Source organism: Pseudomonas sp. GW823-FHT06E10 (assembly GCF_058794995.1).
Map to the genome: position 1 here is coordinate 291,585 of NZ_JBXAHJ010000002.1, position 19,382 is coordinate 310,966.

Consider the following 19,382-nt stretch of genomic DNA (forward strand, 5'->3'; position numbering starts at 1 on the left):
AAATCATTCACCGGCCCAGGTCGTGTGGAGCTTGCGAGTCATAAGAACAATGAAAACACTGAAAACCCAAGTTGCCATTATCGGTGCTGGCCCCTCAGGCTTGCTGCTCGGCCAATTGCTGCACAACGCCGGCATCGACAACATCGTTCTCGAACGTCAAACCCCCGATTACGTACTCGGTCGAATCCGCGCCGGCGTGCTTGAACAAGGCATGGTAGAGCTGTTGCGTCAGGCCGGCGTGAGTCAGCGCATGGACGCCGAGGGACTGGTCCATGGTGGCTTCGAACTGGCCCTCGACGGGCGCCAGGTACACATCGATCTGCAAGCGTTGACCGGCGGCAAGACGGTGATGATCTACGGCCAGACCGAGGTCACCCGTGACCTGATGGCCGCTCGTCGGGAGGTGGGCGCGCAGACGATTTACCAGGCCAGCAACGTCGTTCCCCACGGCATGAAAACCGATGAAGCGTTTGTCACTTTTGAGAAGGACGGCGAGCCATATCGACTCGACTGCGACTACATCGCCGGTTGCGACGGCTTCCACGGTGTGGCGCGGCAATCGATTCCCGCCGACAGCCTGAAAATCTTCGAACGGATCTATCCCTTCGGCTGGCTGGGGATTCTGGCCGATACCCCACCGGTCCACGATGAGCTGGTCTATGCCCGCCATGAGCGCGGTTTCGCCCTGTGCAGCATGCGCTCGCCGACGCGCACCCGTTATTACCTGCAAGTGCCCGCAGAGGAAAATGTCGAGGATTGGTCCGATCAACGCTTCTGGGACGAACTCAAAAACCGCCTGCCGGTCGATCTTGCGCAAAAACTGGTGACCGGCCCGTCCATCGAGAAAAGCATCGCGCCGCTGCGCAGCTTCGTCGTCGAACCCATGCAGTACGGGCGGATGTTCCTCGTCGGTGATGCCGCGCACATTGTCCCGCCCACCGGGGCCAAGGGCCTGAACCTGGCGGCCAGTGACGTCAGCACGCTGTTCAACATCCTGGTCAAGGTTTACCGCGACGATCGCCTTGATCTGCTGGAGAAATACTCGGAAATCTGCCTGCGCCGGGTGTGGAAAGCCGAGCGTTTTTCCTGGTGGATGACCTCGATGCTGCACCGCTTTGATGATCACGATGCCTTTAGCCAGCGCATTGCCGAGTCGGAACTGGACTATTTTGTCGATTCGCAGGCGGGTCGCAAAACCATTGCAGAAAACTACGTCGGGCTTCCTTATGAGGCTATCGAATAGCTTCCTATCGACTTACACTGGCGAGCATCCCTGCTCGCCTTGCCTCTTGCGGGTCAATCACTGCCCGCAGGTTTTCCCGTGACCAATCTCCATCAGCCTGAAACGCCCAAACCGGCCATTCGCAGCGTGCTGATCGCCCTGATGCTGGCGATCTTTCTCGGTGCGTTGGACCAGACCATCGTCGCCGTTTCGATGCCGGCCATTTCCGCGCAATTCAAGGACGTCAGCCTGCTGGCCTGGGTGATTTCCGGCTACATGGTGGCCATGACCGTGGCGGTGCCGATCTACGGCAAACTGGGCGACTTGTACGGGCGGCGCAAGCTGATGCTGTTCGGCATGGGCCTGTTCACCCTGGCGTCGGTGTTCTGCGGCATGGCCCAGAGCATGGAGCAACTGGTGCTGGCGCGAATCTTCCAGGGCATCGGGGCCGGCGGGATGATTTCGGTGAGCCAGGCGATCATCGGTGACATCGTGCCGCCACGGGAGCGCGGCCGGTATCAGGGCTATTTCAGCAGCATGTATGCAGTGGCCAGCGTGGCCGGCCCGGTGCTCGGCGGTTACATGACCGAATACCTGTCCTGGCGCTGGGTGTTCCTGATCAACCTGCCACTGGGCCTGGGCGCCTGGCTGGTCGCCTATCGCACGCTGGTGGGCCTGCCGATTCCGCAACGCAAACCGATCATCGACTACCTGGGCACCGTGTTGATGATCATCGGGCTGACAGCATTGTTGCTGGGCATCACCCAGGTCGGCCAGGGCCATTCGTGGCGCAGTGCCGAGGTGTTGGCGCTGCTCGCTTGTGCGGTGCTGGTGCTGGGGCTGTTCGTCGTCCACGAGCGACGGGCGCGAGAACCGTTGTTGCCCATGCATCTGTTCGCCAACCGCAATGCGATCCTGTGCTGGTGCACGATTTTCTTCACCAGTTTCCAGGCCATCTCGCTGATTGTGTTGATGCCGCTGCGCTTTCAGAGCGTCACCGGCGCCGGTGCCGACAGCGCCGCCCTGCACCTGCTGCCCCTGGCCATGGGTTTGCCGATTGGCGCGTATTTCGCAGGCCGCCGCACCTCGGTCACCGGACGCTACAAACCGATGATCCTTACTGGTGCGGCGCTGATGCCTGTCTCGATTATCGGCATGGCGTTCAGCCCGCCGCAGGCGTTCGTTGTGAGCAGTCTGTTCATGCTGCTCTGCGGGATATCCTCGGGCATGCAGTTCCCGACGTCATTGGTCGGCACGCAGAACTCGGTGGACCAGCGGGACATCGGTGTAGCCACCAGCACCACCAACCTGTTCCGTTCGCTGGGTGGTGCCGTGGGTGTGGCATTGATGTCGGCGCTGCTGTTGGCGTTGTTGCAGGATTCGAGTTTCGCGCACCTGGCCGGTTCGTCGCTGATTGCCGAAGGCAGCTCGGGGAATGTGTTGCTGGACGGTTTGAATGCCGCGCCGGGTGACGCGCAGAACACCCTGCGTGCCGAATTGTTACTGACGTTCCGGCATTTGCTGACGGTCAGCGCGGCCGTTTCATTGCTTGGGCTGGCGGCGGCGATTGCCATGCCGAACATGTTGTTGCGCGGGCGCGAGGACAAGGTTCGCTAGATATCTGCAGGAGCGAGCTTGCTCGCGAAAAAATCCAAGGGCGCCGCTGGGCATCTGGTTTTACGCGTTATCGTTTACGACCTTCGCGAGCAAGCTCGCTCCTACATCGCGAAGGCTATCAAGGGCTGTAATACCCGACAGCCACCAGAAAATGTCCGACCTTCTTCAGGTAGGCATGCTTGTTCTCGACTTTGCCCGTCACCGGGTTTTTCCAGCGGTATTCGTATTCGCCGTAATCCTGCTGGGCCATCAACGCCAGAATCGGCTCGCCCACCGGTTTGCCTTCCGGGTCCACGATCTTGCTGAAGTCGGTATTGATCAGCCGTAGGTTGGTGCCGTGGGCCACGTAACGCTGGGTATCCAGGTCGACGACAAACACATACAGATCATCCTGCAGGTAGCCGCCCTTGAGGGAATTGATCGCCGTCAGGGTGCCCTTTTCGTCCTTGGCCAGATCGGTTGCCGCTTTGTTCAGCAAGGTCATGGCCTGTTCGGCGGAGGCCCGTGACAGGTAATAACCGACCGCCAGAATCCGCTGCCCAACGCGCTGGTAGTAGACATGCTTGCGCTCGACCTTGCCGTCATTCCAGTTCTGCCAGCGATATTCCGCCTGCTGAATGCCATTGCCTTCCGGCACTTTCAGGGCGTCCTTGAAAGCTTTCTGCAGATCCGGCCCGAGCACTTGCGACACGTCCCGGCCAATCAGCGCCGACGACGGCCCGCCACTGGCGAGCATCACGCCCTTGGTGTCGAGCACAAAGACATAACGGTCCTTGTCGACAAACTCACCCTGGCGGCTGAATGCCGCCAGCGCCTTGTCGCCATTCTGGTGGTAGTAGGCTAGGGCTTTTTCCAGTAGGGCAATGGCCGCCTTGCTGTCGTCCTTTTCCGTCCCGGCGGCTTGCGCCTGGCCCAGGCACAACAAAAACATGCCGCACAGCAAGGTAAACCTATGCAGAAACCCCATTGCGCATCCCTCGTTCCTGATGGTGTTTCAAGAGCGTAGACGGCAATGGGATATGTACGAATATTCGCCAGAACAGGGTCATAGGCTTTTGTGGCGAGGGGGCTTGCCCCCGTTCGGCTGCGCAGCAGTCGTAAATCAGGCACCGCGGTTGATCTGGTGAACCGCGGCGAATGGATTTGGGGCGGCTTCGCCACCCATCGGGGGCAAGCCCCCTCGCCACAACTGTTCGGATTACTGCCGGGCGCGCAGTTGCTGCTGAAGGTTCTGGATCTGCGCCTGAAGGGTATTGATGTTGCGGGTGACCTGGCTGCGGAATGCATCGAACTCGGCGGTATTGGTCGAGCCCTGCGTGACCGCTGGACGGTTGTCCTGCTCGCTCTTGAGCACGATCATGTCTTGCTCGAGACGCTCGATAGCAGCGCTTGGGTTGCCTTGTTTCTTCAGCGCTGTGATATCGGCGCCCAGGTTCTTCAGTTGTGCATCGAGTTTTTCAGCGTCCGACGGGGCACTTTTCAGGGTGGCCAATTCAGCACTCAAGGCTTTGACCTGGGCCTGCAACTGCGTATTGGCCGTCTGATGTTCGGTGTTCTGGGCATTCAATTGCGCCAGGCGCTTGTCCAGCTCGGTGGTTTGCGCGGTCATTTGTGCCAGTCGCTTGTCCAGGTCCGAGGCCTGGCCGGCAACACCTTGCTGCTGGGCGTTCTGGTCCTGGAGCTTGCTTTCCAGCTGGCGGATTTGCAGCTTCAAGGCCTCGCTGTCGGTGTTGACACTGGTCTGGCTGGCAACAACCTTTCCGGAAATATCCTGCAGGCGCCCTGCCGCTTCCTCACTGATTCGCGCGAAGCTTTCCTGGGTCGCCACCAGTTGCTGTTCCATCAGGGAGATCTGCTGAAAGCTCCACCAGGCCAGGCCCGTGAACGCAAAGAACAACGCCCCGATCAACGCCCACAAGGCACCGGTACTCGCCGCCTTGACCTTCACCACCGGCGTCGTGCGCGAATGCACGACCGTGCGGGCGGGGGGCGCAAAGTCGTCATCGAGAACGTCTGCACGCAGGCTCGGTACATCATCGAAGTCGTCGTTGGCATCGTTTCGCATGGACATTGAATCAACCTTAGTGAATCACATAATGGCTTTATGCCGCGCAGTATAAACCCCACAGCCGCAACCATTGACCCCCTAGCCCGAATCCGGTTCAGTCGGGGGTCGTTGTTCGAGCGTCAGCGAACAGCCTGGGCCTTCCACCAGCCACAGAATTCATCGAGCGCCGTCCAGAGGCTGACCTTGGGATCGTAATCCAGATAATGCCGCGCGCGGCTGATGTCCAGGGTGAAATTTTTGTTCATGACCTGCATGCCCAGACGCGACAGCGTCGGTTCGGGACGCCCCGGCCACAACTTGCACATGCCCTCGTTGAGCGCCGCCACGCTGTAGGCCAGGCCGTAGGAACGGTAGCGGGTGACCTGTGGGACTTCCATGTTACGCATGACGTAATTGACCACGTCCCACAGGGGAATCGGCGTGCCGTTGCTGATGTTGTAAGCCTTGCCCAACGCAGAACCGCTGGCCAGCAAACTGCTGAGCAACGCCTCGTTGAGGTTTTGCACGCTGGTGAAATCAACTTTGTTCAGACCGTTGCCGATGACCGCCAGGCGCCCCTTGCGCTGCATATTCAACAGGCGCGGGAAGATGCTCATGTCGCCGGCCCCGGTGACGAAACGCGGGCGCAAGGCCAGGGTTTCGAGACCGAACTCCTGGGCACCGAAGACTTTTTGCTCGGCCAGGTACTTGGTGGCGGCGAAAGGGTGTTTGAAGCGCTTGGGCACCTGTTCTTCGGTCAGACCCAGGTGATCGCGACCATCGAAGTAGATCGACGGCGACGACAAATGCACCAGCCGCCGAACCCGTTGCTTCAAGCAGGCTTCGACCACGTTCTCGGTGACCTGGACGTTGCCCTGATGGAAGTCCTGATAACGTCCCCATAATCCAACAGCACCGGCGCAATGCACCACGGCCTCGACGTCCGAGCACAGCTCGCGCGCCAGTTCCGGGTCGCTCAAGTCACCCTGGATGAACTCGGCTCCCCGGCGTACCAGATGCTCCACGCTCTCGGCCCGGCGACCGTTGACCCGCACGTCCAGGCCCTGCTCCAGGGCAAAACGCGCAAAGCGCCCGCCGATGAAGCCGCTTGCGCCGGTAACCAGAATCTTCATGAATTGCTCCGAATATTTCGTTTTGCGTATTACGTGAGGTCTTGACGCTGCGCGTCAGTCCAAGGGCACCAGCCATTGCTTCGATGCGCTGACCAATTGATCGGTGAGCAGCCCCAGCAGCTGGCCGCCATTACGCCAATGATGCCAGTACAGCGGCACATCGATCGGCTTATCTGGCAGCAGCTCCTGCAATACACCCCTTTGCAGTTGCTCGCGCACCTGCAGTTCCGGAACCAGCCCCCAGCCCAGACCGGCTTCCGTCAGGCGGATAAAACCTTCGGAGGACGGGCACAAATGGTGTTCGAATCCACCCTCGACGCCTAGGGACGCAAGGTAGCGATGCTGCAGGAAATCGTCCGGGCCAAATACCAGCGCCGGGGTTCGGGCCAACTGATCGGCGCGTACGCCCTGCGGAAAATGCCGGGCAATAAAGGCGGGGCTGGCCAGCGCACGGTAACGCATGGCCCCCAGCAACACGCTGCGCGCGCCCGCCACCGGCCGCTCGCTGGCGCAGACACAAGCCGCCACTTCACCGGCGCGCATGCGCTTGAGGCCGACGGTCTGGTCTTCGACCACCAGATCCATCAGCAGATGCTGTTCGGCGCAAAACGCCCCCACGGCCTGCGCCCACCAAGTGGCCAGGCTGTCGGCGTTCAGGGCGATGCGCAGGCGTTCCGGCAGGCCCTCTTCATCCAGCGCCGGCACCAGGCTTTGCAAATCCCGTTCAAGCAATCGCACCTGCTGCACGTGGTTGAGCAGCCGTCGACCGATTTCCGTCGGCGTTGGCGGCGTGGCCCGCACCAGCACCGGTTGGCCAACCCGCGCCTCCAGCAGCTTGATGCGCTGGGAAATCGCCGATTGCGACAAGCCCAGTACCTGGGCCGCCCGTTCAAAACCGGCCTGTTCGACCACGGCGGCCAAGGCAGAAAGCAATTTATAGTCGAACATCAGTTTTCCTAATGAGCGATCAGCAAGATTGGTTTTTCTTATACAACCTTCACAAGGACAATGACCAGCAAGAACTCTTGAACAAGGATCACCCACATGGCTGGCGAAACTTCATTGGCAACGCTGCTGCGCAGCATGAGCCCGCAACTCAACGCAGGCGAATACGTGTTCTGCACCCTGCGCGACGGCAAGTTGCCTGCGGATCTGGAGATTGTCGGCAGCTTCCGCGAGCAGGAAGGCCTGACCGTGATTCTCGAGCGTTCCCACGCCGAAACAGCCGGATTCAGCTTCGACTACATCGCCGCCTGGATCACCTTGAACGTACATTCGGCCCTCGAAGCGGTCGGCCTGACCGCCGCGTTCGCCACGGCACTGGGCAAGGCCGGAATCAGCTGCAACGTGATTGCCGGCTACTACCACGATCATTTGTTCGTCGGCCAGGCCGACGCCGACCGTGCCCTGCAAGTGCTGCGGGATCTGGCAGCCAACGCGGAGTAAAAAATCATGTGGCAAAGTTATGTGAACGGGCTGCTCGTGGCCTTCGGCCTGATCATGGCGATCGGCACCCAGAATGCGTTTGTCCTGGCGCAAAGTCTGCGGCGTGAACATCACCTGCCGGTGGCGGCACTCTGCGTGACCTGCGATGCCCTGTTGGTAGCTGCCGGGGTATTCGGCCTGGCGACGGTGCTGGCACAGAACCCGACGCTGTTGGCGATTGCCCGTTGGGGCGGCGCAGCGTTCCTGTTGTGGTACGGCAGCCAGGCGCTGCGCCGGGCCTTCTCGAAGCAGAGCCTTGAGCAGGGCGAAGGCCAGACCGTACGCTCGCTGCGGGCGGTGATGCTCAGCGCGCTGGCGGTGACCTTGCTCAACCCGCACGTCTATCTGGACACCGTTTTGCTGATCGGCTCCCTGGGCGCCCAACAAACCGAGCCGGGCGCTTATGTCGTAGGCGCGGCCAGTGCCTCGCTGCTGTGGTTCTTCACCCTGGCCCTCGGTGCGGCATGGCTGGCACCGTGGCTCGCCCGGCCCGGCACCTGGCGAATTCTCGATCTGTTGGTGGCGGTGATGATGTTTGCCGTAGCGCTGCAGCTGATCGCGGCCATCTGATTGGCGGAACCTCTATTCCACACAGTTGTTGCGTGGTTATGCCGCCCCCCCGGTGCTATGATCCGACTCCCTGCGCCGCAAAGAGTACAAACTCCCCGGCGCTTGTCTGGCCGCCCGTGATCGGCCTTGCGCTCACCGCAACTGACCTGATTAGGAGAATCATCATGGCTTTCGAATTGCCGCCACTGCCGTACGCACACGATGCCCTGCAGCCGCACATCTCCAAGGAAACCCTGGAGTTCCACCACGACAAGCACCACAACACCTACGTCGTGAACCTGAACAACCTGGTGCCAGGCACCGAGTTCGAAGGCAAGACCCTGGAAGAAATCGTCAAGACTTCCTCGGGCGGTATCTTCAACAACGCCGCTCAGGTCTGGAACCACACTTTCTACTGGAACTGCCTGGCGCCAAACGCTGGCGGTCAACCAACCGGCGCTCTGGCTGAAGCCATCAACGCGGCCTTCGGTTCGTTCGACAAGTTCAAGGAAGAGTTCAGCAAGACTTCCATCGGCACCTTCGGTTCCGGTTGGGGCTGGCTGGTGAAGAAGGCTGACGGTTCCCTGGCCCTGGCCAGCACCATCGGCGCCGGCAACCCGCTGACCAACGGCGACACCCCGCTGCTGACCTGCGACGTCTGGGAACACGCTTACTACATCGACTACCGCAACCTGCGTCCGAAGTACGTCGAAGCGTTCTGGAACCTGGTCAACTGGAAATTCGTGGCTGAGCAGTTCGAAGGCAAAACCTTCACCGCTTAAGCTCGATGCCAGACAAAAAACCCGGCTTTGTGCCGGGTTTTTTTATGGAAGGAATATGAGCAAAGGGACGGTGGTGATTGTCCCGCCGTCTTCGCGAGCAGGCTCGCTCCCACAGATCACCCCCCGAGCCAGTGGGAGCGGGCTTGCTCGCGAAGAACGATAACGCGATCAGCCTGCCAACTACTGCGGATCGAGGTTATCCAGCGCACGATTCACCGCCAGCTCCGCCAACATGACAATCTGCGAAATGGCCAGCGCCGTGTTGCGCTGGGGGCCAGCCAGGCAGGTAGCGAAATCACTCGCCATGACATTGGCTGAAGCCAGTGATTCACAAGCGTGGGCAAGCAGGCTTTCAGTGTCCATGTCGGGGACGATCATGAACATGGTGCGAGGGCTGTAGGGTTTGGTGGTGTTGCAGGGGGGATCGGGGATTAATTTGTCCATAAAACCATTCCTCTAGCGCTGGGGCCACCACTTGCCGTTTCTCACGCGGTGAAGAGGTGGCAGCTATGTGCGAGGTGAGAAACCGGTATGGACACCCGGGCCAGACCTAAGTCTGCCCGCACACAGCCGCCATGACGCATTTACAGACAGCGGATTAGCTGGCGGCGATTATGCGTGCACAGGCTCTGGATGACCATAAGTAGCCGGGTTCTCACACCCGATCACTGAGTTTCAGCGACAGCCAAAGGTTATTCAGCCCGCTTCCGACGGACAACCTGAAAACTGCGTGGGAAACTTCTGGCGCTTTCCTACACCGCGCTAACGCCCAAAACGTAACGCGAAGCATCCCTGGCCACACATGGGTATGACTCGCTCACATTGGGTCCCCGGCTTTCAGTCGGGACTTGTGGCCACTGAAGATCCCTGTAGGAGCGAGCTTGCTCGCGAAAAACGTCTGAACAACGCGATCAATCAGGCAGCCCGCGTTATCGTTGACGTCCATCGCGAGCAAGCTCGCTCCTACAGAAGAGCAGAGCAAAGGCAGATCGGCATACACCCACGCTTCTCACCACTCATCAGGCCGAGCGTTAGCTCGCCTGCAGCTCTTGATCTTGATCCACCCGCCCCCTCGGCAGGCTGAGCGGAGGTGTTCATCCGGGGATTGGCGCGCAGCGCCGTTCGACGCAGTCGAACACATCGCATGTAGGTGCCAGCGAAGCCAACCGGAGGGCGATGCCCCCGGATGAATGCCGGAGCGAAGGAACCCCGAGCCTTGGCGAGGGGCCGTACGTTCGGGGCGAGACTTTTTGGTTCCTTTTGTGTCGTTTGACAAAAGGGACTCGCCGTAAGGGCGAAACCGCCAGCTGCCGTTACCGCAGCAATGGATATGCCCCCCCAAAAAAAACCCGGACGAAGCCAATTTCCCAAGATGAAACCAGCCTCCAGCCCCTTGCTCCCCCGCCCACGCCGACTAACATCAAACAAAAGGAAAATATCTCCATCCCGCCCCTCAAGTTGAAGGACTCGACAACCGACACAGTACTAATAGGCTAACTCGCCAGGTCAACTGCAAATCGGCCAAGCAGCAGGCAAAATCCCCCAAGGATGATTGTCCCTTTGACTGCCATCACGGGATTGCCAATACTCATGGCAACTTGATGCTACCCGCACGGAACAAGGAATAACCCTTTGAAGCTGGAACTCAAGAACAGCTTGTCGGTGAAGTTGCTCCGGGTCGTACTCCTGTCGGCATTGATCGTCGGCGTGGTCTTGAGCTGCGCGCAGATTGTGTTCGATGCCTATAAAACACGCCAGGCCGTCGCCAGCGATGCCGAACGCATCCTCGACATGTTTCGCGACCCCTCGACCCAGGCCGTCTACAGCCTGGACCGGGAAATGGGCATGCAGGTGATCGAAGGCCTGTTTCAGGACGCCGCCGTGCGCAAGGCCTCCATCGGCCATCCCAACGAAGCCATGCTCGCGCAAAAAACCCGCGAATTGCAGCACTCCCACAGCCGCTGGCTGACCGACCTGATTCTTGGCAAGGAACGCACCTTCACCACCCAACTGGTCGGTCGCGGGCCCTACAGTGAGTATTACGGCGACCTGAGCATCACCCTCGATACCGCCACCTACGGCCAAGGGTTCATTGTCAGCTCGGTGATCATCTTCATTTCCGGCGTCCTGCGCGCACTCGCCATGGGACTGGTGTTGTACCTGGTCTACCACTGGCTGCTGACCAAGCCGCTGTCGCGGATCATCGAGCACCTCACGGAAATCAATCCGGATCGTCCCAGCGAACACAAGATTCCGCTGCTCAAGGGCCACGAGAACAACGAACTGGGCATCTGGATCAACACCGCCAACCAGTTGCTCGAATCCATCGAACGCAATACCCATCTGCGCCACGAAGCGGAAAACAGCCTGGTGCGCATGTCCCAGTACGATTTCCTGACGGGGCTGCCGAACCGCCAGCAATTGCAGCAGCAACTGGACAAGATCCTCATCGACGCCGGCAAATTGCAGCGCCGGGTCGCGGTGTTGTGTGTCGGCCTCGATGACTTCAAGGGCATCAACGAGCAGTTCAGCTACCAGACCGGCGACCAATTGTTGCTGGCCCTGGCCGATCGCCTGCGCGGTCATAGCGGTCGCCTGGGCGCCCTCGCCCGCCTCGGCGGCGACCAGTTCGCCCTGGTCCAGGCCGATATCGAGCAACCCTACGAAGCCGCCGAGCTGGCGCAAAGCATTCTCGATGACCTGGAAGCGGCGTTTGCCCTCGATCATCAGGAGATCCGCCTGCGCGCCACTATCGGCATCACCCTGTTCCCCGAGGACGGCAACAGCACCGAGAAGTTGCTGCAAAAGGCCGAGCAGACCATGACGCTGGCCAAGACCCGTTCGCGCAACCGCTATCAGTTCTATATCGCCAGCGTCGATACCGAAATGCGTCGCCGCCGCGAGCTGGAAAAAGACCTGCGCGATGCGTTGATCCGCAATCAGTTCTACCTCGTCTATCAACCGCAGATCAGCTACCGCGACAACCGCGTGGTGGGCGTCGAGGCCCTGATTCGCTGGCAACACCCTGAGCACGGTATGGTGCCGCCGGACCTGTTCATCCCGCTGGCCGAACAGAACGGCACCATCATCGCCATCGGCGAATGGGTGCTGGACCAGGCCTGCAAACAACTACGCGAGTGGCATGACCAGGGCTTCTCCGACCTGCGCATGGCGGTGAACCTGTCTACGGTTCAACTGCACCACGCCGAACTGCCACGGGTGGTCAACAACCTGCTGCAGATGTACCGCCTGCCACCGCGCAGCCTGGAGCTGGAAGTCACCGAAACCGGCCTGATGGAAGACATCAGCACCGCAGCCCAGCACTTGCTCAGCCTGCGCCGCTCCGGCGCGCTGATCGCCATCGACGATTTCGGAACCGGCTATTCGTCCTTGAGCTATCTCAAGAGCCTGCCTCTGGACAAGATCAAGATCGACAAGAGCTTCGTCCAGGACCTGCTCGATGACGACGACGATGCGACCATCGTTCGCGCCATCATCCAGCTGGGCAAAAGCCTGGGCATGCAGGTGATTGCCGAGGGCGTGGAAACCGCCGAGCAAGAGGCCTACATCATTTCTGAAGGCTGCCACGAAGGTCAGGGCTATCACTACAGCAAACCGCTGCCGGCACGGGAACTGGGCGTTTACCTCAAGCAGGCCCAACGCAGCAATGCGGCTATTTTGTAACCCCTGCTCGCGATGGTCGTGAACGATAACGCGTTCATTCTGGATGAGCGCGTGGTTCTCAGGTTCATCGCGAGCAAGCTCGCTCCTACAGGGTTGCGAGCCGCGCTCTGTGAATAAGAAATATTTACAGGTACAACCCTTTACACATAATGCGAAAGATTTGCATTATGTCGCAGTTTTGCGTGTGCATAGCACGACTCCACCCCTATCGAAGCAGGATGTTCGCCATGATTCGTATGCCTCTGGCTACCGCCAGTCTGTTGGCCATCGCTATTTCCCTCGCCGGTTGCGGCGAAGGTAAAGACCAAGAAAAAGCTGCCGCGCCAGCTGCCAGCACTGCAGCTGCCCCGGCTGCTCCAGCCACTGCGCCTGCCGCTGCCGGTAAGGTCGACGAAGCTGCCGCCAAAGCCGTTGTCGCCCATTACGCCGACATCGTTTTCGCCGTTTACAGCGATGCCGAATCCACCGCGAAGACCCTGCAAACCGCCGTAGACGCCTTCCTCGCCAAGCCGAACGCCGACACCCTCAAAGCCGCCAAGGCTGCCTGGGTTGCCGCTCGCGTGCCTTACCTGCAGAGCGAAGTGTTCCGTTTCGGCAACACCATCGTTGACGACTGGGAAGGTCAGCTGAACGCCTGGCCGCTGGACGAAGGCCTGATCGACTACGTCGACAAATCCTACGAACACGCCCTGGGCAACCCGGGTGCCACTGCCAACATCATCGCCAACACTCAAGTGCAGATCGGCGAAGACAAGGTCGATGTCAAAGACATCACCCCGGAAAAACTCGCCAGCCTGAACGAGCTGGGCGGTTCCGAGGCCAACGTCGCCACCGGTTACCACGCCATCGAATTCCTGCTCTGGGGCCAGGACCTGAACGGCACCGGCCCTGGCGCCGGCAACCGTCCGGCTTCGGACTACCTGGAAGGCAAAGGCGCTACCGGCGGTCACAATGATCGTCGTCGTGCCTACCTGAAGTCCGTGACTCAGCTGCTGGTCAGCGACCTGGAAGAAATGGTCGGTAACTGGAAGCCGAACGTGGCCGACAACTATCGCGCCACCCTGGAAGCAGAACCGGCTGAAACCGGCCTGCGCAAAATGCTGTTCGGCATGGGCAGCCTGTCCCTGGGCGAACTGGCGGGCGAGCGCATGAAGGTTTCCCTGGAAGCCAACTCCCCGGAAGACGAACAGGATTGCTTCAGCGACAACACCCACAACTCGCACTTCTACGATGCCAAGGGCATTCGTAACGTGTACCTGGGTGAATACACTCGCGTCGATGGCACCAAAATGACCGGCGCCAGCCTGTCGTCCCTGGTGGCCAAAGCCGACCCGGCTGCCGACACCGCGCTCAAAGACGACCTGGCCGCCACTGAAGCCAAGCTTCAGGTCATGGTCGACCACGCCAACAAGGGCGAGCACTACGACCAGTTGATCGCTGCCGGCAACACCGCAGGCAACCAGATTGTCCGTGACGCTATCGCGTCCCTGGTCAAGCAGACCGGTTCGATCGAAGCCGCCGCTGGCAAACTGGGCATCAACGATCTGAACCCGGACAACGCTGATCACGAATTCTGATCAACGCTGGCTGAATGAAAAAGGCGACCTTCGGGTCGCCTTTTTCTTGTCTGCCCGGATGTGCCCCCCCCCCTGTAGGAGCGAGCTTGCTCGCGATGAATTTGAAGGCAACGCATTTTTCCAGTCAGCACGCGTCACCGTTCACGTCCATCGCGAGCAAGCTCGCTCCTACACAGGGGATCGTGGTTTGCAAATAGACTCTTGCCCCACATCAAGCAAACGATAATTCCTCTTATTCAAATTCCCATCCCCTGTTAGACTTTGCGCCCTTGTTTTGCTCGTCTTGCAGGATGTCTGATGCCCCCGCTGCCTCTTCGCTTGTCCGCACTGTTTCTGGCCCTGGGCCTGAGTGCCTGCGATGACGCCCCGAAATTCACCCGGGCCGAACCCGGTGAAGCCCGCTCCGGCGGCAGTGCGACGGTGCGCAAGACCGATCAGAACGCGTTTTCCATGCCCTCGGCGAACCTGCCGCCATCACGGCGTGTGGATTTCAGTGTCGGCAACAGCTTCTTCCGCAGCCCTTGGGTGATCGCCCCGTCGACGACGACCGCTCGCGATGGTCTCGGTCCACTGTTCAACACCAATGCCTGCCAGGGCTGCCACATCAAGGACGGCCGCGGCCATCCGCCGACGCCCGACGATGTGAACGCGGTGTCGATGCTGGTACGCCTGTCGATTCCCGACGCCCCGGCGTATGCCGAGGTCATCGAACAGCTCGGCGTGGTGCCGGAGCCCGTCTACGGCGGCCAGTTCCAGGACATGTCCGTACCCGGCGTGCCCCCCGAAGGCAAAGTGCGGGTCGATTACACTCCCGTGCCGGTTCGCTTCAAGGACGGCACCGAAGTCGAGTTACGCAAACCGAGCCTGAACATCACCCAGCTGGGTTACGGCCCGATGCACCCCGACACCCGTTTCTCGGCCCGTGTGGCGCCGCCAATGATTGGCCTGGGCCTGCTCGAAGCGATCCCCGAGGAGGCGATCCTGGCCAACGCCGAGGCACAGGCCAAGGCGAACAACGGCATCAACGGGCGACCGAACCGGGTCTGGGATGACGCTCTGCAAAAGACCGTTCTGGGACGATTTGGCTGGAAAGCCGGACAACCGAACCTCAATCAACAGAATGTCCACGCGTTTTCGGGAGATATGGGGCTCACAACCAGCCTTAGACCCCTTGATGACTGCACGGACGCGCAAACGGCCTGCAAACAGGCACCCAGTGGCAACGGCCCCGATGGCGAGCCGGAAGTCAGCGACAACATCCTGCGCCTGGTGCTGTTCTACAGCCGCAACCTTGCCGTACCGGCCCGCCGTGACGTCAACGCCCCTGAAGTACTGGCCGGCAAGACCCTGTTTTATCAGGCCGGTTGCCAGTCCTGTCACACACCGAAATACACCACCGCCGCCAACGCCGCCGAACCTGAACTGGCCAATCAAGTGATTCGCCCGTACAGCGATCTGTTGCTGCATGACATGGGCGACGGCCTGGCCGACAACCGTAGCGAATTCCAGGCCAGCGGCCGCCAATGGCGCACCCCGCCGTTATGGGGCATCGGCCTGACACAGGCGGTCAGCGGCCACACCCAGTTCCTGCACGACGGCCGCGCCCGCAACCTGCTCGAAGCCGTGCTCTGGCATGGCGGCGAGGCGACTGCGGCGCAACAACAGGTTTTGTCTTTCAATGCCGAGCAACGCGCTGCGTTGCTGGCGTTCCTGAATTCCCTTTAACACGCATTCCACTCGCGGGAGCCCGACATGTTCCGTCCCAAACTGTTGTTCACCAGCCTTGCCGCCCTCGCCCTGGGCGCCTGCTCGCCCCAGGACCCGCAAGCGGTCACGTCGGCGGCCATTGCCAAGTCGGTGATCCTGCCGACCTACACCCGCTGGGTTGAGGCCGATCGTCAATTGGCGGTCAGCGCCCTCGCCTACTGCGAAGGCAAGGAAAACCTGGAAACCGCCCGTGCCGACTTCCTGCATGCGCAAAAAGCCTGGGCCGAGCTGCAACCGCTGCTGATCGGGCCTTTGGCCGAAGGCAACCGTTCGTGGCAAGTGCAGTTCTGGCCGGACAAGAAAAACCTGGTCGGCCGTCAGGTCGAGCAACTGGTCACCGCCCAGCCGCAAATCGATGCCGCCGCCCTGGCCAAGTCCAGCGTCGTGGTACAGGGGCTCTCGGCCTACGAATACATTCTGTTCGACAGCAAGCCCGACGTGGCCAACGCTGAGCAGAAGAGCAAATACTGCCCGCTGCTGATCGCCATCGGCGAACGCCAGAAGCAATTGGCCGAAGAAATTCTGCAAACCTGGAACAACACCGACGGCATGCTCGCGCAAATGAGCAAGTTCCCGAACCAGCGCTACGCGGACTCCCACGAAGCGATCGCCGATTTGCTGCGCGTGCAAGTCACCGCCATCGACACCCTGAAGAAAAAGCTCGGCACGCCGATGGGCCGCCAGAGCAAGGGCGTGCCGCAACCATTCCAGGCCGATGCATGGCGCAGCCAGGCGTCCCTGACCAGCCTCGAAGCCAGCCTCGCGGCCGCCAGGACCGTCTGGGAAGGTGTGGATAACAAAGGCCTGCGCGGCCTGTTGCCGAGCGAGCAGAAGCCGTTGGCCGACAAGATCGATGCAGCCTATGCCGCCTCGCTGAAGCTGTTCGCCGGCAACCAGCGCTCGCTGACCGACATGCTCAATGACGAGGCCGGCCGCCAGCAACTCAACGAGCTGTATGACAGCCTCAACGTCGTCCATCGCCTGCACGAGGCCGATCTGGCCAAGGCACTGGGCATCCAGCTGGGCTTCAACGCCAACGACGGTGACTGATGAGGGCCGGTTCCATGCTGCGACGCCAGGTTCTGACATTAGGTAGTTTGCTGCTGGGTGCAGTGACGCTGGGCGGCTGGAAGCTGTTCAAGCAAAAGGACAGGAGTCCGTTGTTGCTTTCGGCACGGGACGACACCGACGGCCAGCATTACGCCGTCGGTTACCGGCTCGATGGCACCCAAGTGTTCGCCACCCGGGTCGGCCAGCGTTGCCACGACATCATCAACCACCCGACACAGCCGATTGCGCTGTTCGTCGCTCGCCGTCCGGGCACCGAGAGCTACCTGATCGACCTGCGCGACGGCGCGCTCCTGCAAACCGTGGTGTCACAGCCGAACCGGCACTTCTACGGGCACGCGGTCATTCACCACAGCGGCGACTGGCTGTACGCCACGGAAAACGACACCTCCGATCCGGGGCGCGGCCTGCTCGGCGTGTATAAGTTCGAAGGCGAACGGCTGGTGCACAGTGGTGAGATTTCCACCCACGGCCTCGGTCCGCATCAGGTGTCGTGGCTGCCCGATGGCGAAACCCTGGTGGTGGCCAACGGCGGGATTCGCACCGAGGCCGAAAGCCGGGTGGAGATGAACCTCAGCGCCATGGAACCGAGCCTGGTCCTGATGCACCGCGACGGCACCCTGCTGAGCAAGGAAACCCTTGCCCAGCAGATGAACAGCGTGCGTCATCTGGCCATCGCCAGCGACGGCACCATCGTCGCCAGCCAGCAGTTCATGGGTGCGGCCCACGAGTCGTCGGAGTTGCTGGCGATCAAGCGCCCCGGTCAGCCCTTCGTCGCGTTCCCGGTACCCGAGCACCAGTTGCAGGCCATGGGACACTACACCGCCAGCGTCGCAATACACAGCGACTTGCGCCTGGTGGCGTTGACCGCACCGCGGGGCAACCGCTTTTTCATCTGGGACCTGGACAGCGGTGAAGTACGCCTGGACGCGCCACTGCCCGATTGCGCGGGCGTCGGCGCCGTGGCTGATGGTTTTGTCGTGACCTCGGGCCAGGGACGCTGCCGTTACTACGACTGCCGCCAGACAAACCTTGTTGCAAAACCGCTGGAGCTACCCGCAGGGCTCTGGGACAACCATCTGCACCTGATGGCCTGAATCATTGAAAAATCGCCGCCTTGGGCCGCGCCTGCATCGGGATGACCTACACCCCGCAGGCGCGACCCGAGGCGGCGAATTTTTTCAGGCTTTCACCCCTCTAATACCTCACAACCTGTAAAAACGGCAGTTGGATTACCCTCTACACTCCCGGTAATGTGCCCCGCTGTCTCGCCTGATTTTGTCCAAGGAACTGGAATATGCTGCGTCGCCGCATGCTGATCATGTTGGGTGTTGTTCTACTGATTGTGCTGGTCCTGGCTGCGTATAAAGCCTTCTCGATCTACACGATGGTTCAAGGCTTCTCTGCGCCCAGACCGGCCGTCAGCGTTGCCGTGGCCACCGCCACCGAGCGCCCATGGCAAGCCCGCCTGCCTACCGTTGGCACGCTCAAGGCATTGCAGGGCGTCGACCTGAGCCTGGAGACCGATGGCACCGTCATCGATCTCCAGTTCGAGTCGGGGCAGAAGGTCAAGGCCGGCCAACCACTCCTGCGCCTCGACAGCGCCGTTGAAAGTGCCCTGCTGGAAACTGCTCTGGCCGACCTCGGGCTGGCACAGCTTGATTACGGTCGCGGTAGCCAACTGGTCGGCAGCCAGGCCATTTCCAAAGGCGAATTCGACCGACTTTCGGCGGTGCTGAAAAAGAGCAAGGCCACGGTCAATCAACTCAAGGCTGCGCTCGGCAAAAAAAGCATCATCGCGCCGTTCAGCGGCACCATCGGCATTCGTCAGGTGGACGTTGGCGACTACATGGCCAGTGGCACCATGATCGCCACCCTGCAAGACCTCAGTAGCCTGTATGTCGACTTTTTTGTGCCCGAGCAGTCGGTGCCGAAGATTGCGCTCGGCCAGCCAGTGCAGGTCATTGTCGCGGCGTATCCGACCGTGGAGTACCCCGGCACCATCAGTGCAATCAACCCTAAAGTCGAGAACAGCACCCGTAACGTGCAGGTCCGCGCCACCCTGGCCAACCCCGATGGCAAGTTGATGCCAGGCATGTTCGCCAGCCTCCAGGTGCTCCTGCCCGACCCGCAACCGCGCATCGTGGTGCCGGAAAGCGCGATTACCTACACGCTCTACGGCAACTCGGTGTATGTGGCCGTACCAAAGAAAGCCGAGGATGGCAGCCTGGTAAAGGACGACAAGGGCCAACCGGTGCTGATCGCCGAACGGCGGTTTGTCGAGACCGGCGAACGCCGCGATGGGCAAGTGATGATCACCAAAGGCGTGCAGAGCGGCGAGAAAGTGGTGACCGCCGGCCAGCTCAAACTGGATAACGGCTCACGCATTGCCATCAGCGACGACAAGACCCTGGCCGGGCAGAACAGCCAGCCACGCGCGGACTGATCAAG

The 19,382-nt window shown here is 60.8% G+C and carries 16 protein-coding genes; 11 read left to right on the forward strand and 5 right to left on the reverse strand.

All coding sequences use genetic code 11. From position 1 onward, the window contains the following. The first annotated feature begins 49 nt into the window (after positions 1–49). On the forward strand, positions 50–1,243 hold the full coding sequence (gene pobA, locus AC1Q6Y_RS04405; RefSeq protein ID WP_349736428.1) for a 4-hydroxybenzoate 3-monooxygenase: 1,194 nt from the start codon (positions 50–52) through the stop codon (positions 1,241–1,243). Positions 1,244–1,321: 78 nt separating this feature from the next. Beyond that, positions 1,322–2,839: an MDR family MFS transporter gene (locus AC1Q6Y_RS04410; protein WP_349736429.1), complete on the forward strand. Its 1,518-nt coding sequence runs from the start codon at positions 1,322–1,324 to the stop codon at positions 2,837–2,839. Between the two features lie 118 nt (positions 2,840–2,957). On the opposite strand, the gene AC1Q6Y_RS04415 is transcribed toward AC1Q6Y_RS04410, so the two are convergent. The 4 genes from AC1Q6Y_RS04415 to AC1Q6Y_RS04430 form a co-directional block, all read right to left on the reverse strand. Next, positions 2,958–3,806 (reverse strand): cache domain-containing protein, encoded by an 849-nt coding sequence (locus tag AC1Q6Y_RS04415; RefSeq protein ID WP_492624083.1) that lies wholly within the window; start codon positions 3,804–3,806, stop codon positions 2,958–2,960. A gap of 231 nt (positions 3,807–4,037) precedes the next feature. Next, positions 4,038–4,910 (reverse strand): ATPase, encoded by an 873-nt coding sequence (locus tag AC1Q6Y_RS04420; RefSeq protein ID WP_492624084.1) that lies wholly within the window; start codon positions 4,908–4,910, stop codon positions 4,038–4,040. Between the two features lie 116 nt (positions 4,911–5,026). After that, positions 5,027–6,019 carry an NAD-dependent epimerase/dehydratase family protein gene (locus AC1Q6Y_RS04425; protein ID WP_492624085.1) on the reverse strand — a complete coding sequence of 331 codons (993 nt, stop codon included), beginning with the start codon at positions 6,017–6,019 and terminating at the stop codon, positions 5,027–5,029. Between the two features lie 54 nt (positions 6,020–6,073). Then, positions 6,074–6,967: a LysR family transcriptional regulator ArgP gene (locus AC1Q6Y_RS04430; protein WP_489317085.1), complete on the reverse strand. Its 894-nt coding sequence runs from the start codon at positions 6,965–6,967 to the stop codon at positions 6,074–6,076. 96 nt (positions 6,968–7,063) lie between these two features. On the opposite strand from AC1Q6Y_RS04430, the gene AC1Q6Y_RS04435 reads away from it, so the two are divergent. From AC1Q6Y_RS04435 to AC1Q6Y_RS04445, 3 genes are all read left to right on the forward strand, one after another. Further along, a complete protein-coding gene (locus AC1Q6Y_RS04435; RefSeq protein WP_492624086.1) occupies positions 7,064–7,465 on the forward strand; it encodes an ACT domain-containing protein in 402 nt (133 codons plus the stop codon). Between the two features lie 6 nt (positions 7,466–7,471). Next, complete coding sequence (locus AC1Q6Y_RS04440) at positions 7,472–8,074, forward strand: LysE/ArgO family amino acid transporter (RefSeq protein WP_057713460.1); 603 nt, start codon at positions 7,472–7,474, stop codon at positions 8,072–8,074. Between the two features lie 164 nt (positions 8,075–8,238). Continuing rightward, complete coding sequence (locus AC1Q6Y_RS04445) at positions 8,239–8,835, forward strand: superoxide dismutase (RefSeq protein WP_008022038.1); 597 nt, start codon at positions 8,239–8,241, stop codon at positions 8,833–8,835. 180 nt (positions 8,836–9,015) lie between these two features. On the opposite strand, the gene AC1Q6Y_RS04450 is transcribed toward AC1Q6Y_RS04445, so the two are convergent. After that, the gene (locus tag AC1Q6Y_RS04450; RefSeq protein ID WP_090457509.1) at positions 9,016–9,279 is read right to left on the reverse strand and encodes a DUF6124 family protein; all 264 of its coding nucleotides are present in this window, start codon (positions 9,277–9,279) and stop codon (positions 9,016–9,018) included. A 1,188-nt stretch (positions 9,280–10,467) separates the two neighbouring features. Here AC1Q6Y_RS04450 and AC1Q6Y_RS04455 point away from each other — a divergent pair. The 6 genes from AC1Q6Y_RS04455 to AC1Q6Y_RS04480 all read left to right on the forward strand — a co-directional run bounded on the left by AC1Q6Y_RS04455 (position 10,468) and on the right by AC1Q6Y_RS04480 (position 19,377). Further along, the gene (locus AC1Q6Y_RS04455) at positions 10,468–12,519 is read left to right on the forward strand and encodes a putative bifunctional diguanylate cyclase/phosphodiesterase (protein WP_057713458.1); all 2,052 of its coding nucleotides are present in this window, start codon (positions 10,468–10,470) and stop codon (positions 12,517–12,519) included. A 227-nt stretch (positions 12,520–12,746) separates the two neighbouring features. Continuing rightward, positions 12,747–14,096: an imelysin family protein gene (locus AC1Q6Y_RS04460; RefSeq protein WP_492624087.1), complete on the forward strand. Its 1,350-nt coding sequence runs from the start codon at positions 12,747–12,749 to the stop codon at positions 14,094–14,096. Between the two features lie 297 nt (positions 14,097–14,393). After that, positions 14,394–15,821: a di-heme oxidoreductase family protein gene (locus tag AC1Q6Y_RS04465; RefSeq protein WP_407514613.1), complete on the forward strand. Its 1,428-nt coding sequence runs from the start codon at positions 14,394–14,396 to the stop codon at positions 15,819–15,821. A gap of 27 nt (positions 15,822–15,848) precedes the next feature. Next, positions 15,849–16,913, forward strand: a complete 1,065-nt coding sequence (locus AC1Q6Y_RS04470; protein WP_223445979.1) for an imelysin family protein — start codon at positions 15,849–15,851, stop codon at positions 16,911–16,913. A 14-nt stretch (positions 16,914–16,927) separates the two neighbouring features. Beyond that, complete coding sequence (locus tag AC1Q6Y_RS04475) at positions 16,928–18,028, forward strand: DUF1513 domain-containing protein (protein WP_492624088.1); 1,101 nt, start codon at positions 16,928–16,930, stop codon at positions 18,026–18,028. A gap of 200 nt (positions 18,029–18,228) precedes the next feature. Then, positions 18,229–19,377 carry an efflux RND transporter periplasmic adaptor subunit gene (locus AC1Q6Y_RS04480; protein ID WP_492624089.1) on the forward strand — a complete coding sequence of 383 codons (1,149 nt, stop codon included), beginning with the start codon at positions 18,229–18,231 and terminating at the stop codon, positions 19,375–19,377. The last annotated feature ends 5 nt before the right edge of the window (positions 19,378–19,382 follow it).

What these genes read in the sequence shown, in the direction of transcription:
- pobA (WP_349736428.1), top strand. Translation starts at nt 50, where the DNA reads ATGAAAACACTGAAAACCCAAGTTGCCATTATCGGTGCTGGCCCCTCA.
- AC1Q6Y_RS04415 (WP_492624083.1), bottom strand. Translation starts at nt 3,806, where the DNA reads ATGGGGTTTCTGCATAGGTTTACCTTGCTGTGCGGCATGTTTTTGTTG.
- AC1Q6Y_RS04420 (WP_492624084.1), bottom strand. Translation starts at nt 4,910, where the DNA reads ATGTCCATGCGAAACGATGCCAACGACGACTTCGATGATGTACCGAGC.
- AC1Q6Y_RS04425 (WP_492624085.1), bottom strand. Translation starts at nt 6,019, where the DNA reads ATGAAGATTCTGGTTACCGGCGCAAGCGGCTTCATCGGCGGGCGCTTT.
- AC1Q6Y_RS04430 (WP_489317085.1), bottom strand. Translation starts at nt 6,967, where the DNA reads ATGTTCGACTATAAATTGCTTTCTGCCTTGGCCGCCGTGGTCGAACAG.
- AC1Q6Y_RS04435 (WP_492624086.1), top strand. Translation starts at nt 7,064, where the DNA reads ATGGCTGGCGAAACTTCATTGGCAACGCTGCTGCGCAGCATGAGCCCG.
- AC1Q6Y_RS04440 (WP_057713460.1), top strand. Translation starts at nt 7,472, where the DNA reads ATGTGGCAAAGTTATGTGAACGGGCTGCTCGTGGCCTTCGGCCTGATC.
- AC1Q6Y_RS04445 (WP_008022038.1), top strand. Translation starts at nt 8,239, where the DNA reads ATGGCTTTCGAATTGCCGCCACTGCCGTACGCACACGATGCCCTGCAG.
- AC1Q6Y_RS04450 (WP_090457509.1), bottom strand. Translation starts at nt 9,279, where the DNA reads ATGGACAAATTAATCCCCGATCCCCCCTGCAACACCACCAAACCCTAC.
- AC1Q6Y_RS04460 (WP_492624087.1), top strand. Translation starts at nt 12,747, where the DNA reads ATGATTCGTATGCCTCTGGCTACCGCCAGTCTGTTGGCCATCGCTATT.
- AC1Q6Y_RS04465 (WP_407514613.1), top strand. Translation starts at nt 14,394, where the DNA reads ATGCCCCCGCTGCCTCTTCGCTTGTCCGCACTGTTTCTGGCCCTGGGC.
- AC1Q6Y_RS04470 (WP_223445979.1), top strand. Translation starts at nt 15,849, where the DNA reads ATGTTCCGTCCCAAACTGTTGTTCACCAGCCTTGCCGCCCTCGCCCTG.
- AC1Q6Y_RS04475 (WP_492624088.1), top strand. Translation starts at nt 16,928, where the DNA reads ATGCTGCGACGCCAGGTTCTGACATTAGGTAGTTTGCTGCTGGGTGCA.
- AC1Q6Y_RS04480 (WP_492624089.1), top strand. Translation starts at nt 18,229, where the DNA reads ATGCTGCGTCGCCGCATGCTGATCATGTTGGGTGTTGTTCTACTGATT.